General features: G+C 64.0%; 10 protein-coding genes. 8 read left to right on the top strand and 2 right to left on the bottom strand.

Annotated features, from left to right (window positions below):
• Positions 1–10 precede the first annotated feature (10 nt).
• Positions 11–1477 (bottom strand): CCA tRNA nucleotidyltransferase, encoded by a 1467-nt coding sequence (locus ACODSO_RS00115; RefSeq protein WP_489034101.1) that lies wholly within the window; start codon positions 1475–1477, stop codon positions 11–13.
• Positions 1478–1643: 166 nt separating this feature from the next.
• Between ACODSO_RS00115 and ACODSO_RS00110 the strand changes: the two genes are divergently transcribed.
• From ACODSO_RS00110 to ACODSO_RS00075, 8 genes are all read left to right on the top strand, one after another.
• Positions 1644–2201 (top strand): NUDIX hydrolase, encoded by a 558-nt coding sequence (locus ACODSO_RS00110; RefSeq protein WP_489034100.1) that lies wholly within the window; start codon positions 1644–1646, stop codon positions 2199–2201.
• The gene (locus ACODSO_RS00105; RefSeq protein ID WP_489034099.1) at positions 2201–4558 is read left to right on the top strand and encodes a DUF6049 family protein; all 2358 of its coding nucleotides are present in this window, start codon (positions 2201–2203) and stop codon (positions 4556–4558) included. Before ACODSO_RS00110 ends, ACODSO_RS00105 begins: the two co-directional genes overlap by 1 nt.
• On the top strand, positions 4555–8661 hold the full coding sequence (locus ACODSO_RS00100; RefSeq protein ID WP_489034098.1) for a murein biosynthesis integral membrane protein MurJ: 4107 nt from the start codon (positions 4555–4557) through the stop codon (positions 8659–8661). Before ACODSO_RS00105 ends, ACODSO_RS00100 begins: the two co-directional genes overlap by 4 nt.
• A 123-nt stretch (positions 8662–8784) precedes the next feature.
• A complete protein-coding gene (sigM, locus tag ACODSO_RS00095; RefSeq protein ID WP_489034096.1) occupies positions 8785–9378 on the top strand; it encodes an RNA polymerase sigma factor SigM in 594 nt (197 codons plus the stop codon).
• Between the two features lie 55 nt (positions 9379–9433).
• Positions 9434–10201: a hypothetical protein gene (locus ACODSO_RS00090; RefSeq protein ID WP_489034094.1), complete on the top strand. Its 768-nt coding sequence runs from the start codon at positions 9434–9436 to the stop codon at positions 10199–10201.
• Positions 10202–10342: 141 nt separating this feature from the next.
• The gene (trxB, locus tag ACODSO_RS00085; RefSeq protein WP_489034093.1) at positions 10343–11332 is read left to right on the top strand and encodes a thioredoxin-disulfide reductase; all 990 of its coding nucleotides are present in this window, start codon (positions 10343–10345) and stop codon (positions 11330–11332) included.
• Between the two features lie 55 nt (positions 11333–11387).
• The gene (gene trxA, locus ACODSO_RS00080) at positions 11388–11720 is read left to right on the top strand and encodes a thioredoxin (RefSeq protein WP_338887781.1); all 333 of its coding nucleotides are present in this window, start codon (positions 11388–11390) and stop codon (positions 11718–11720) included.
• A gap of 206 nt (positions 11721–11926) precedes the next feature.
• Positions 11927–13123 (top strand): N-acetylmuramoyl-L-alanine amidase, encoded by a 1197-nt coding sequence (locus ACODSO_RS00075; protein WP_489034092.1) that lies wholly within the window; start codon positions 11927–11929, stop codon positions 13121–13123.
• Positions 13124–13151: 28 nt separating this feature from the next.
• Here the strand turns inward: ACODSO_RS00075 and ACODSO_RS00070 are convergent, their stop codons facing one another.
• Positions 13152–13838 carry a hypothetical protein gene (locus tag ACODSO_RS00070; RefSeq protein ID WP_068370931.1) on the bottom strand — a complete coding sequence of 229 codons (687 nt, stop codon included), beginning with the start codon at positions 13836–13838 and terminating at the stop codon, positions 13152–13154.
• Positions 13839–13867 lie beyond the last annotated feature (29 nt).

The raw sequence follows: 13867 nt of genomic DNA, 5'->3' as shown, positions 1-13867 counted from the left end.
CACGCACAGCTCACAGCGTTTTCCACCACTCCAGCAACGCTTTCTCGGCCTCCTCGCGGGGGAGTGGCCCGCGATCGAGACGCAGTTCCTTGAGGAACTTCCATGCCTTCCCGACCTCTGGACCGGCCGGGATCGACAGCAATTCCATGATGGCGTTGCCGTCGAGATCGGGGCGAACCCGAGCCAGATCCTCCTGCTCGGCGAGCGCGGCTATGCGCTCCTCCAAATCGTCGTAGGTTGCTTGCAGCGCTGCGGCCCGACGCTTGTTCCGGGTGGTGCTGTCTGCGCGAACGAGCTTGTGCAACTTGGGAAGTAGATCGCCGGCATCTGTTGCGTAGCGTCGTACCGCGGAGTCCGTCCACTGCCCCTTGCCGTAGCCGTGGAACCGCAGATGCAGAAACACGAGCTGGGATACGTCGTCGATCATCTTCTTCGAGTACTTCAGTGCGCGCATTCGTTTGCGCACCATCTTCGCTCCGACGACCTCGTGGTGGTGAAAGCTGACGCCACCGCCCTCTTCGTGCCTGCGGGTATCGGGCTTGCCGATGTCGTGAAGCAGTGCAGCCCAACGCAATACGAGATCCGGATCGCCATCTTCGAGATCGATCGCCTGCTTGAGCACCGTCAGTGAATGCCAGTAGACGTCCTTGTGCTGATGATGCTCGTCGATCTCGAGCTTCATCGCAGGAACCTCGGGCAGTACGTGTGTGGCGAGTCCGGTCTCGCACATCACGTCGATTCCCTCGATCGGGAACTCACCGAGAATCAGTTTGTCCAACTCCACCTGCACACGCTCGGCAGTGATTCGTTCGATCTGCCCGGCCATCGCAGTGATCGCGTCGTGGACCCGAGGCATCAGCGAGAAACCGAGCTGCGATACGAAGCGGGCGGCGCGCAACATGCGCAGCGGATCGTCGCCGAACGACTTCTCCGGCGTCGACGGTGTATCGAGTAGGCCTTCGAGCAGCGCATCCATGCCGGAGAGGGGATCGACGAACTCCTGGGACCCGTCGGCGCCGAGCCGTACCGCCATCGCGTTGACGGTGAAGTCGCGTCGAATCAGGTCTTCTTCGAGACTCGTGCCGTACTGCACCTCAGGATTGCGTGAGACCTGGTCGTAGGAATCGGTCCGGAAGGTGGTGATCTCGATCTGCTGGTCGCCCTTGGCTGCGCTGACGGTGCCGAAGGCGATGCCGGTGTCCCACTGATTGTCCGCCCAGCCGGACAGCAGGCGCTGCACGACCTCGGGTCGGGCATCGGTCGTGAAGTCCAGATCGTTGCCGAGACGGCCCAGGACGGCGTCGCGCACGCTGCCACCGACGAGGTACAGCTCGTGGCCCTCGGCTGCGAATCGAGCCGCCAAGGGGGCAAGTACATCGGAGAGTTTGTTCAGGGTCACCGCAGCCGACGCCAACAGCCGACTGCGACGGTCGGCTGACTCGTCGAACGGTCGGGGGATCGGAGACTTCTCGGGCACGTCGAGAAAGCCTAGGCGGCGGGAGTGGAGCCTGCGGAATGACCCCATGTAGACGGGAGTGGAGCCTGCGGAATGACCCCATGTAGACGGGACACAAGGAGTGCCCGCGCAACCGTCACGGTGCGGCGAGGAGGATCACCGTCCATTTCCATCTAGTATGGATTGGGTGTCTGCTGGCGAACGTGCGAACAGGAGCCGCCGCAACCCGCGGCGGCGGACTGCGCGCGCCGACAGCGACAAGCCACGGCTGCGGACGGTGCGCGAGACTTCCGCTGGAGGCCTGGTCGTCGACGGTCTGGATGGTCCTCCGGCGCAGCGCTGCGCCGCTCTGATCGGCCGGACCGACCGCCGTGGACGACTGCTGTGGTCGCTTCCGAAGGGCCACATCGAGCAGGGCGAGACTGCCGAACAGACCGCTATGCGCGAGGTTGCCGAGGAAACGGGCATACGCGGATCGGTGTTGGCGTCGCTGGGCAGCATCGATTACTGGTTCGTCACCGAGGGCCGCCGCGTCCACAAGACGGTGCACCACTATCTATTGCGCTTTCTCGGCGGCGAGTTGTCGGACGAGGACGTCGAGGTCACCGAGGTCGCGTGGGTTCCACTCAGTGAACTGGCTTCACGGTTGGCGTACGCCGACGAGCGGAAGTTGGCTGCGATCGCCAGCCAGCTGATCGAGAGTATGAACAACTCGGATCCCGAGACGCACGTCGGCGGGGAGTGATGGTGCGGCGCTCGAAAGTCACTGCGGCCACATTGACTGCTTTGATGTTCGTTCTGATCCCGTCGGTTCTGGTGCCCGGGCCGGCCGTCGCTCAGGAAACCCAGGACCCGACCGAGATCTCGTACCAGTCTGGTGACACCGACCTACCCGAGACCGATAGGGGAAGCCAGTTCCTGCGGCTTTCCGTCGATGCAGTGGCACCTGGGACGGTCACGACCACCAGTGAACCGTTCGTTACGGTGCGCGCCACGGTGACGAACACCGGAGATCGTCGTGTCGACGACATCAGCGTCCGTATGCAAAGCGCCGACGCCGTCGATGCGCCCGAGGAGCTACGCACGACTTTGTCGCTGGATCAGCAGGAATACCTCAACGTCGGCGAATTTCAGAATGTCGCTGTGAACCTCGAGCAGGGCGCGAGCACACAGTTCGTCATCTCGATGCCACTTCGAAGCTCGCAGGGCCCGTCGCTCGGCATCGACAGACCCGGCGTGTACCCGCTGTTGCTCAACGTCAACGGCACACCCGAGTACGGCGGTACTGCTCGGCTCGACGACGCTCGCTTCCTCCTGCCGGTCACTGGGGTTCCGCGAGATCCGACCGCCCTCGACCCGATGGCACCCGATGCACAGCCGTTGCCGCCCAGCACGGCCGATCCGGTGGCGACGACATTGTTGTGGCCCCTAGCCGACAAGCCACGCCTCGCTGCGGGAATCCCCGGGTCGTTGGACGAGAAAGTACGTCTCGTCGACGACGAACTTGCCGGCGAGTTGGCACCGGGCGGGCGCCTCGACGAACTCCTGCAATCAGTCGAGTTCGCGACGACCGACGAGCTGGATCCGGAAGGACGCCTGGCCGAATCTCTGTGTCTCGCCGTCGACCCGGACCTGCTGGTGACCGTGTCGAACATGACTCGCGGCTACTCCATCGTCGACGACCCTGCCGATCCGACCGGGCCCGCCCGCGAAGGTACCGGCCGGGAAGTGGCGTCGAACTGGTTGAGCAGACTGGAAACCTTGACGCAGTCGACGTGTGTGACTGCGTTGCCGTTCGCTCAGGTGGATCTCGACACGTTGGGAAACGTCGGCGATGCCTCCTTGGTGTCGACCGCGCTCGAATCGCCATCCGACGTGGTCGACGCCATCCTCGGGGTGACTTCTGTGCGCGGCATCGTCTGGAGTTCGACGGGACAGCTCGGCGAGACCGGAGCTGCAGCGGTGCGATCGATCGGTGCACGAACTGCACTGCTCGCGGACAACAGCATCGCGCCGAGTGCGTCTGGAGCCGTAGCCCGCGTGGTCGGTGGCAGCAGTGTCGACGCGGAATTGAACGCCACCGTGTTCGACGCTGCGACGGCGACTGCGTTGGCCGGCGTCGGGGACGACCCGAGTACACCCGCATTCACGCCCGAGAACCAGCGATACGATCTGACCAACGATTCCAGGACAGCTCGCCTACAGGATGCACTGGGCGCGGTCGCCTATCACTCGTTGGCTCCGACGGGCGGTGCGCCGCGCACGTTGACGATCGCTCCACCCCAGTACTGGACGGCAGGCGGTGACGAACCCGACGCCATTCTCGGAACCGTGTCGTCGCTGCTTCGTTCCGGTCTTGCGTCGGCGCGACCGTTCGCCGAGCTCGCCGCCGCCGTACCGACCGGACTGCCTGTCGAGACCAGAACCATCGATCAGGACGATCGTGACGTGAATCTCGAGGATCGCGTGCGGGCGCAGAGCAAGCGCATCGAGGCGCTACGGGGCTCACTGGTCGACGACCCTCAGTCTGCTCTGACACCGCGCCTGTACACGGCCCCGCTTCGGGAGGACTTGCTCCGTGCGATCGGCACCGCCGATCGTTCCGAAGCCGCGTCGAACGCAGCTCGGGTACGGATGGACGGTTCCGAGTCCGGACTCGACGGCATCTTTCAATCCGTTACGGTCCTCGCCCCCGGCGGTGTGTACACGTTGGCGTCCGAACAGAGTCCGTTGCTGCTGGTCGCCCGCAACGACCTCCCAGTCGGGGTGAACGTGCGGCTCAAGGTCGACGCGCCACCGGAAATGACCGTCAGCGACGTCGGCGCCATGGCGCTGCCTGCGCGAGGAAGCCGAACGATCACAGTTCCGGCCCAGGTCGACGACAGCCGCAACCTGGCTGTCGACTTTTCCCTGACCACCCTCGACGGCCAGCAGTTGGGCGAAGCGTCGACGGTGTCCGTACGGTCTAACGCATACGGACAGGCGCTGGCGATCATCACCGCCTCCGCGGGGGTTCTGCTGCTACTACTCGCCGGCCGCAGACTTCTGCACAGGTTCAGGGGTCAGCCGGACCCAGCAGACGAAGGGTACGAACGGCCATGACGGGTAGCGATATCCCCCACTCGGGCGACATGCCCTACCGGGGGGACGGCCCGCGCACTCGGCTGCCCGCAGCCCAGGTGTTCAGGCGCGTCGATCCACCTCGTCAGGCGCCGTGGGAACGCGACGCGTATGCACGGCCACGCGAGATGCGCAGCTACCCGGCTCCACCGTCTCCCGACGGCGGGCCTGCTCCGGACAATTCCGTCACCCAACTCATTCCCAGGTTCCGCGACGAGGACTTCCCGCCGGTCCCGGACCAGCCGCAACCGACACCCGAACCCGACGCTCGCCCCCCGGCGAAGCAGAAGAGCCTGCTCGCGTCGACGGGGTCGATCGCCGTGGCAACACTGGTCAGTCGGATCACCGGGTTCTTCAAACAGGTCGTCATGCTCGCGATTCTCGGCGGCGCGATCGCAAGCTCCTTCACGGCAGCGACGATTCTGCCGAACATGATTTCCGAGCTGGTCCTCGGCGCGGTGCTCAGCGCGATCGTCGTACCGGTTCTGGTGCGGGCCGAAATGGAGGATCCCGACGGCGGCACGTCGTTCGTGCGCAGACTGTTCACGATCGCGTTCACGATGCTTGCCGTCGTCGCGGTGATCGCAACCATCGGCGCGCCGGTGCTGAGCCGAATGCTGATCGACGACGATGCCAAGGTCAGCAGCGAACTGACAATTGCGCTGTCGTACCTCGTCCTACCAGCGATTCTGTTCTACGGCCTGTCCGGGCTGCTCACCGCGGTACTGAACACTCGGCAGAACTTCCGCCCCGGTGCCTGGGCGCCTGTGTGGAACAACCTGGTCGTACTCGGGATCTTCTCGCTGTACTTCCTCGTGCCGGGCGAGATAACGCTCGATCCTGTCGAGATGAGCGACCCACACATCCTGATCCTCGGTCTCGGCGTCACCGCCGGTGTCGTGACCCAGGTGGCGGCCCTGATCCCGGCTCTGCGGCGAGAAAAGATCGACCTGCGACCACTGTGGGGATTCGACGCCCGGCTCAAGGCCTTCGGCGGCATGGCGGCCGCTATCATCCTGTACGTCGTCATCAGCCAAGCCGGTCTTGTCTTCGCGACGAAGATCTCCGCCGGGGCCGACGAAGCCGGCCCGGCGATCTACTCGCAAGCGTGGATTCTGCTGCAGCTGCCCTACGGGATCCTCGGCGTGACGGTGTTGACCGCGATCATGCCGCGGCTCAGCCGGAACGCGGCCAACGGGGACACCCCCGCTGTCGTCGACGATCTGTCGGTCGCTACCCGACTGACGCTCGTCGCACTCGTACCCATCGTGGTGTTCCTGACCTTCGCCGGACCATGGGTCGGTGAAGCCCTGTTCGGTTTCGGCAACTTCGCCAGTGATGCGGGACGACTCGGCGAAGCAGTCAGCTGGTCGGCCTTCACTCTCATCCCGTACGCACTGGTCCTGATCCACCTTCGAGTCTTCTACGCACGAGAACAGGCGTGGACGCCGACCTGGATCATTCTCGGCATCACCGGCGTCAAGATCGCCCTGTCCGCGTTGGCACCCGTCCTGGCACGCAACGATCAGCAGGTCGTCCTCTGGCTCGGCGTCGCGAATGGCCTCGGATTCGTCGTCGGTGCCTGCATCGGCGGATTCCTGCTGCATCGAAGCCTCGGCAACCTGCGGATGATCAACATCGGGAAGACCATCTGGATGGTGCTCATCGCATCTGCAGCGGGCGGCACCGCGATGCTCGCCATCGACCGGATTGCCGACCTCGGAGCTGTCACCGAACCGCTAGGCGTGGTCGGCGCGTTGCTGCGCGTCGGGATCTGTGCCGTCCTGATGCTCGGTATCACCTTCGGAATCCTGTGGTTCGGCCGAATTCCGGAGGTGCTGGCGGTGACGGTCGCCGTGCGCAAACTGGTCGACCGAGTTCGGGGCAGGACCGCGTCCGTCACCGAATCGGCCGAACCTTTCCCCACCCAGCAGACCGAAGCGATACCGGTCGTCAGTTCCGCCGCTGCATGGGACACTGCACGCGACCGACTCCCGTACCCTGGACCTCGGCGAACCGGGACGCAGTCCCCGCCACGTCCGCCCGAACGGGGTGGTCATGTGGGGCAATCCGGGGCACATACGCGTGAAGGAGTGAGAGTGACCGACGACGAAGTGGCTGGGGGGCCGGCCGAATCCGTGAAGAACGGCGCCGACCGAGCACCTGGTGGAGTCGAGGTGGATGAGCGCGCACACATGCCCTCGGTTCCGCCCAAGACAGCTGCGCCCACACCATCGTCGTCCGACAGCACCGACTCCGACACGAGCTCGACCGACAAGACTCCCGCTGTCGACGAGTCCACGGTCGAGGCATCGGTGCAACAGCCGGGCAATCCCGACGAGGTTGTTGCCGACGAGAACCCTTCGGAGACAAGCGCACTCGCGCCCGAGAAGTCAGCGGCACCGGACAAGCACGATTCCGACGACGCACCAGCGGATCAGGCTTCCGACCAGAACGCCAGCGCTGCATCGCAGGTCACGCCCGGTACCGCAACAGTCGGCGGCTTGACGGCTTCGCCCGCTGCAAGTGAGAACCCGCGCGCGCTGCGCGGCCCCAAACTCATTCCCGGAGCGTCGGTTGCCGGTGGCCGCTACCGGCTGCTCGCCCCACACGGCGGTGCTCGCGGACTCAAGTTCTGGCAGGCACACGATGTGAAGCTCGACCGCGAGGTGGCTCTCACCTTCGTCGACGCCGACCAGCGCGCCGGCGATGCCTCGGCAGATGGGCCGGAAGGTCCGCAGGCAATCCTGTCGCGCACATTGCGTCTCGGCCGCATCAACTCGCCCGGACTTGCGCGCGTGCTCGACGTCGTGCGCGGTAGTTCCGGTGGCATCGTCGTCGCCGAATGGACGCCCGGTCGTTCACTGCGCGAGATGGCGGACACCGTTCCATCCCCGACTGGTGCAGCGCGAGCGATCAAGGCGCTGGCGGGCGCTGCCGAAGCGGCTCACCGCAGCGGCGGCGCACTGTCGATCGACCACCCCGATCGTGTTCGCATCAGCACGAGCGGAAACGCCGTCCTTGCGTTCCCCGCGACACTCGCCGACGCCGACCCGGGTTCGGACGTTCGTGGACTCGGCGCCATGCTCTACGCCCTGATCACCGCACGATGGCCCCTCGTCGACGCAGCCGGCAACACCCGTCCGGACGGACAGTTGCGTTCTGTCGGTGGCATGAAGCCCGCAGATCGAGACGCCAGTGGCCATGCCGTCGAGCCACGTCGGATTCGGTCCGATGTTCCGTTCGAAATCTCGGCTGTTGCTGTACGCGCGCTCGAGCAGAACAGCGGAATCAGGACTGCGGCAACCGTTCAGCACGTCCTCGACCAGGCTGCCGTCGTCAACGACAAGACCGACATGATGCCCGCGCTTCGTCTGGGACAGCGAGCTCCAGGGGCCAGCGGGCATTCCCTCGCCGACCCCGAAGAGATTGCGGCACAACAGCAGCGATCGAGACGAACCAACATCGCGCTTGCCGTTCTCGGTGCTCTGACCGTCGTTGTCCTCGGCTTCGCCGGGTACTGGCTGTTCACCACCATCGCCGGCGGCAACTCCGATGAACCGTTGACGCAACAGGATTTCGGTCTCACGACGCCCGAGACAGTGCCGCCCGCACCAGGGGCCCCCGAGGCTGCGACCCCGGCCGCGGCGCCCGTTGCTATCGACTCGGTCGAGGTGTTCTCACCGCAGGGCAGTGCGGACAATGCCTCGACGGCGTCCAATGCGACCGATGGCGATCCTTCGACCGTGTGGGCGTCGGACTCCTACTTCCAGCCATTCCCCTCACTCAAGGAGGGCGTGGGCTTGCTTGCGACACTGCCATCGTCGTCAGTGCTCACCAGCGCGTTCGTGAACTCTCCGTCACCCGGAACAGTCGTCGAGATCAGATCGGCCCCGAGCGATTCTCCGAGCCTCAGTGATACGACGATCATCGGCGAGGCAACTCTCGGAAGTGGTGTCACCGATATTCCTCTGCAGATGACGGAGCCGACGAGCCACGTTCTGGTGTGGATCACCGGCCTCAGCACCGACAGTGGACGCAACCAGTCGTCGATCGCGGATTTCGGCTTCACCGCACAATCCTGATCCTCGCCCTGTAAACACCCGCTTCACCTGCACAGTGCTTGAAAAGAACATCTTTTCGTACTGCGCGGTCTCTATGCTTTAGGCTCTCCAGCAATGCGGTAACACGGGGGGAGCCGTTTTCGTATGGGGATTGCAGGTGTAAACGAAGGGGTCGGGGATCTGCTCGGTGGGCGCTCCGATGTCGAATTGCTGGAGGCGCACGTTGCGGGTGACACATCGGCGTTCACGACGCTTGTTCATCGACATCAGGAGCACCTGTGGATGACCGCACGCCGGACCAGCTACACGACCGAAGATGCTGCGGACGCGCTGCAGGAAGCCTTGCTGTCGGCGCATCGTACGGCGGCGTCGTTCCGCGCAGACGCTGCTGTGCGCAGCTGGTTGCACAAGATCGTCGTGAACGCGTGCCTGGACCGCATCCGACGGAATCGATCGAGGCCGACGGTGTCGTTACCCGACGGCGACTCGTTCGATCCCGCCGATTCGCGCGACCCGATGGCGACCGTGGAGACCTCTATCGAAGTGCACAAAGCCCTCATGACGCTGGCACCCGAGCAACGCGCGGCAGTCGTCGCGGTCGATATGGAGGGGTATTCCGTAGCTGATGCGGCACGACTCCTCGGGGTACCCGCAGGAACGGTGAAGAGCCGCTGCGCTCGCGGCAGACTCAAATTGGCCGTTCATCTCGAATTTCTTCGATACGACGGGAACCGTTGAACCGTTCGCTGCGTCATAGCATGTGTAGGGAGACTGTGCATGGAAGGAGATCGTGATGGCGTCGCACGGCACCGACCCCCTTCCTACCCAGCCGTACTCACTGGAACTTCTCGCTGATCTACATGCGGGTGCACTTCCCGAGGCGGTCAGCTCGCAGCTGTGGCCCCTCGTACGGCAGGACCCGGACGCCATGGATGTCCTCGCTGCGCTCGATGCGGTCACCGCCCGCCTGGGAGGAGCCAGCCGCGAACCTGCCCGCGGAGAACCGCTTCCCCCTGAGGTCGCCGAGCGAATCGACCGAGCTCTCGCCGAGGCGGAACCGCCGACCGCACTTCACACCAGCGCCGAATCCACCGACGTCATCACGCTGGCCTCACGTCGACGACGTGGTCGAGTCGCGATCGTCGTCGGGGTCGCAGCCACGGTTGCACTCGGCGTCGTGATGACGGCCGTCGTGGTGAACAATGTGACGTCAGATGGCGAAGGTACGCAGGATCTCGTCGCCGAGGCTCCGTCGGCGGATTCACCGGCCCTGGTTGTCGACTCCGACAACCTGGATGCATCCGTCGCCTACGAAGTCATGACGAATCGCGAAACCAACGATCTTCTCGAGTCCGGTGCGTTGTCCGGGTGTCTTGCAGCCAACGGCTTCGAACCCTCGACCACCGTGCTCGGGTCCGCTCGAGTCGAGCTCGACGGTCAACGCGGCGTCATGCTCGTCCTACCGAAACCCGGTCAGGAGACCGGCCTGACACTCCTGGCCGTCGACACCGACTGCGGTCTCGGAAACCCCGGTGTCCTGGTCCGCCAGGATGTCGATTGACGATGCTCGTCCCGCCAGTCCGATTCTCCGACGTCGACCCATACGAGCGGGAACAACACCCCTTACCCTGGTGTTGAACACACACGTCTGGAGTCGGCGACTACAGGCAGTTCGTCCTCGAACTTCAATCGGAAGGTCCGCATGACTACGCCCAAGGTTCACGATCTCATCATCGTCGGTTCGGGACCCGCCGGTTATACCGCTGGCGTGTACGCAGCCCGCGCCGAGCTCGAACCCATCCTGTTCGAAGGAACTCAGTTCGGCGGCGCCTTGATGACGACCACCGAGGTCGAGAATTTTCCTGGCTTCCGCGAGGGAATCATGGGCCCGGACCTCATGGAGCAGATGCGCGAGCAAGCCAAGCGTTTCGGTGCCGACATCCGCACCGAAGATGTCGAGGAGCTCGACCTGACCGGCGAGATCAAGACCGTCTCGGCCAACGGTGAGACCTACCAAGCTCGCGCGATCATCCTGGCCATGGGTGCGGCGGCGCGCTACCTGAGCATTCCCGGCGAGGAGAAGCTTCTCGGCCGCGGAGTCAGTGCTTGTGCCACCTGTGACGGGTTCTTCTTCCGCGATCAGGACATCGCCGTGATCGGCGGTGGCGACTCCGCCATGGAGGAAGCCACGTTCCTCACGCGATTCGCCCGCAGCGTGACCGTTGTTCACCGTCGCAGCGAGTTTCGCGCGTCGCGGATCATGCTCGAGCGCGCCAAGCTCAACGACAAGATCACCTTCCTGACCGATACCAAGGTCCTCGAGGTTCTCGGTGACACATCGGTCACCGGACTGGCTCTGGAGAATGCGCTCACCGGCGAGAAGACGACTCTGGACGTGACCGGAATGTTCGTCGCGATCGGACACGATCCTCGCAACGAGCTGGTCAAGGGTCAGGTCGACCTCGACGAAGCCGGCTACGTCAAGGTCGCATCTCCGTCGTCGGCCACATCCGTCGCAGGCGTCTTCGCAGCGGGCGACCTGGTCGATCACGTCTACCAGCAAGCGATCACGGCCGCAGGTACCGGCTGCACAGCCTCGATCGATGCCGAGCGCTGGCTTGCCGAGCAGGGCGACATCACCAGCAACACCCTCGAACACGCCGATCAGCCCGTCGATGTCGGGTCTGCCTGACGCTCGACCGATCTCATCACTCGAACTATTTCACCGACCCAGGGAGCACAGCCAAATGTCCGATGACAAGAAGACCGTCACGATCACAGACGCATCGTTCGTCGACGATGTATTGACCAGCGAGAAGCCGGTTCTCGTCGACTTCTGGGCCACCTGGTGCGGCCCGTGCAAGATGGTTGCACCGGTCCTCGAGGAGATCGCTGCCGAGCATGCCGACAAGTTGACCGTCGCGAAGCTCGACATCGATGCCAACCCGCAGGCCGCGCGCGACTTCAAGGTCATGTCCATCCCTACGCTCATTCTGTTCCAGGGTGGCAAGCCCGTGAAGCAGATCGTCGGTGCAAAGGGTAAGGCGGCCCTGCTCAAGGACCTCGAATCCGTTTTGTGACGCAACCGCAGTAGGACCGAGTCCACGCCAAAGACGGTGTGGATTACGGTCCTACGGCCATTTTCTGCGACAATCGTCTGATGTGCCGGCACAGGGTCGGTACATCGACTTTTGTGTTCGACGACTGATTCGCCGGGGAGTTACGTGAGTTCCCTGGTTGCGATGATTCGACACGTAGTCGTTCTTTCTGCGAGAGGTCAATAGGTATGCACCGACTCAGGCACGGCGACTCCGGTCCCGCCGTCGCGGAGGTGCGGAGCACGCTGATCTCCCTCGGCTTTCTACAGGACGAGCAGGACGACGCAGCTCGAGCCGGCGATCCACTCCACTGGAGCGCGCCCGCATCTGACTACGACTCCGCACTCGACGGGGCCGTCCGGGCATTCCAACAACACCGCGGTCTGCTCGTCGACGGCGTCGTCGGCCCGGCAACATATCGGTCACTGAAGGAAGCGTCGTACCGGCTCGGCGCGCGCACGCTGATCTACCAACTGTCGGCGCCGCTATACGGCGACGACGTTGCCACATTGCAGACGCGGCTCCAGGACCTCGGTTTCTACAGCGAACGCGTCGACGGCTACTTCGGTCCCAAGACCCACGAAGGTTTGTCCTCGTTCCAGCGCGAAATCGGCCTGTCGCCCGACGGCATCTGTGGTCCGGCCACGCTGCGCTCCTTGGAACTGCTCGGCGCGCGAGTCACCGGCGGATCACCGCACGCCATCAGTGAAGAAGAGCTGGTCCGCCAGTCCGGCCCACAACTGACCGGCAAGCGCATCGTCATCGACCCCGACCTCGGTGGCTCGGAAACAGGAATGATCGTCGACGGGGTGTTCGGTCGGATCTCGGAAGCCGAGATACTGTGGGATGTCGCCAGTCGCCTCGAGGGACGGATGGCCGCAACGGGAATGGAGACTTTCCTCTCCCGAGCGCGGGGAACCAACCCGAGTGTTGCAGACCGAGCCGAGACCTCGAACGCATTCAACGCCGACCTGATGATCTCGCTCAGGTGCGCGTCCAGTACCAGCTCTGCGGCCAACGGTGTCGCGAGCTTCCACTTCGGAAATTCGCACGGTTCGGCCTCGCTGATCGGTCAGGTCCTCACCGGGTACATTCAACGTGAGATCGTTGCTCGCACACCATTGTTGGATTGCCGCAGTCACGGACGTACCTGGGATTTGTTGCGGCTGACCAACATGCCGACCGTACAGGTCGACTTGGGCTATCTCACGAGCGCTTCCGATGTCGCGGTGTTGAGCGATCCACGCTCACGCGACGTCATCGCCGAGGCGATTCTCGTCGCCGTCAAGCGTCTCTACCTTCTGGGTCAGGACGATCAACCTACGGGCACATTCACATTCGCAGAACTGCTCGCTGAGGAGTTGGCCGCCGCCGACCGCCGCTGACGTGCGGCCGGTTGCGCGTGACGATGATTCAACGGACGCCGACGGTGTCCTTGTGCTCGATGTCCACCATCGTCAGGCTTGCCGCGATCAGCAGTCGTTCCAACGCGGACTCGACGTCTTCCTTCCACCCGTGATCTCGATCCAGCTCGAGCCGAAGCCGCGGATATCGATGGTGCGGCGCGATCACGTCGAAACCCGCCTTTTCCAGGAAGTCCGCATCGATCATGCAGGTCGTGTCCGAGCATGACATCGACGCCGTGGCGCGCGGAACGTCGGTTTCGTCCGCTGCGGTGCGACGGATCCCGAACGCCTCCAATGCGCGGACACCTCGGTTCACCAGATCGGACACGACTGCCTGGATCAAGGCTGCAGAGTTGCCTTCTCTGTCCACTTCGGATTCGATTCGCAGTGTTGTCAGCAGCACGGCGTCGGGACTCACCGGTGAGGTCGGGAAGGTCGACGCTCGCGGGACGACGCCGGGGGGAGCGTAGATAGCGCATCCAGCCGTGGCGCCATGCGAAGTGAGCAATTGTCCGCACGATCCCCATTCGAGCATGATCATCGACAACCATGCTTCGTTCTCCAACTCGAGATCGAGGGTCTGGCGGTCGGCGCCGTCGGTCGCTGGATCGAGAACCCAGAACCCACACCGACGGGTATGGTTCGGCAATCGATCGAAGGAGTTCAATGTGACTCCGGTGACGAGCGTCGACACTGCTTACCTCAGCCTCCAAACCCTTGCAT

The sequence above is a fragment of the Rhodococcus sp. FG69 genome, assembly GCF_057808915.1.
Note: the sequence above shows the minus strand (reverse complement) of the source record. Positions and strands in the feature narration are given on the sequence as shown.

Excerpts from the sequence above, each read along its gene's own strand:
- trxB (WP_489034093.1), top strand. The coding sequence starts at position 10,343 with ATGACTACGCCCAAGGTTCACGATCTCATCATCGTCGGTTCGGGACCC.
- trxA (WP_338887781.1), top strand. The coding sequence starts at position 11,388 with ATGTCCGATGACAAGAAGACCGTCACGATCACAGACGCATCGTTCGTC.
- sigM (WP_489034096.1), top strand. The coding sequence starts at position 8,785 with ATGGGGATTGCAGGTGTAAACGAAGGGGTCGGGGATCTGCTCGGTGGG.
- ACODSO_RS00075 (WP_489034092.1), top strand. The coding sequence starts at position 11,927 with ATGCACCGACTCAGGCACGGCGACTCCGGTCCCGCCGTCGCGGAGGTG.
- ACODSO_RS00105 (WP_489034099.1), top strand. The coding sequence starts at position 2,201 with ATGGTGCGGCGCTCGAAAGTCACTGCGGCCACATTGACTGCTTTGATG.
- ACODSO_RS00090 (WP_489034094.1), top strand. The coding sequence starts at position 9,434 with ATGGCGTCGCACGGCACCGACCCCCTTCCTACCCAGCCGTACTCACTG.
- ACODSO_RS00100 (WP_489034098.1), top strand. The coding sequence starts at position 4,555 with ATGACGGGTAGCGATATCCCCCACTCGGGCGACATGCCCTACCGGGGG.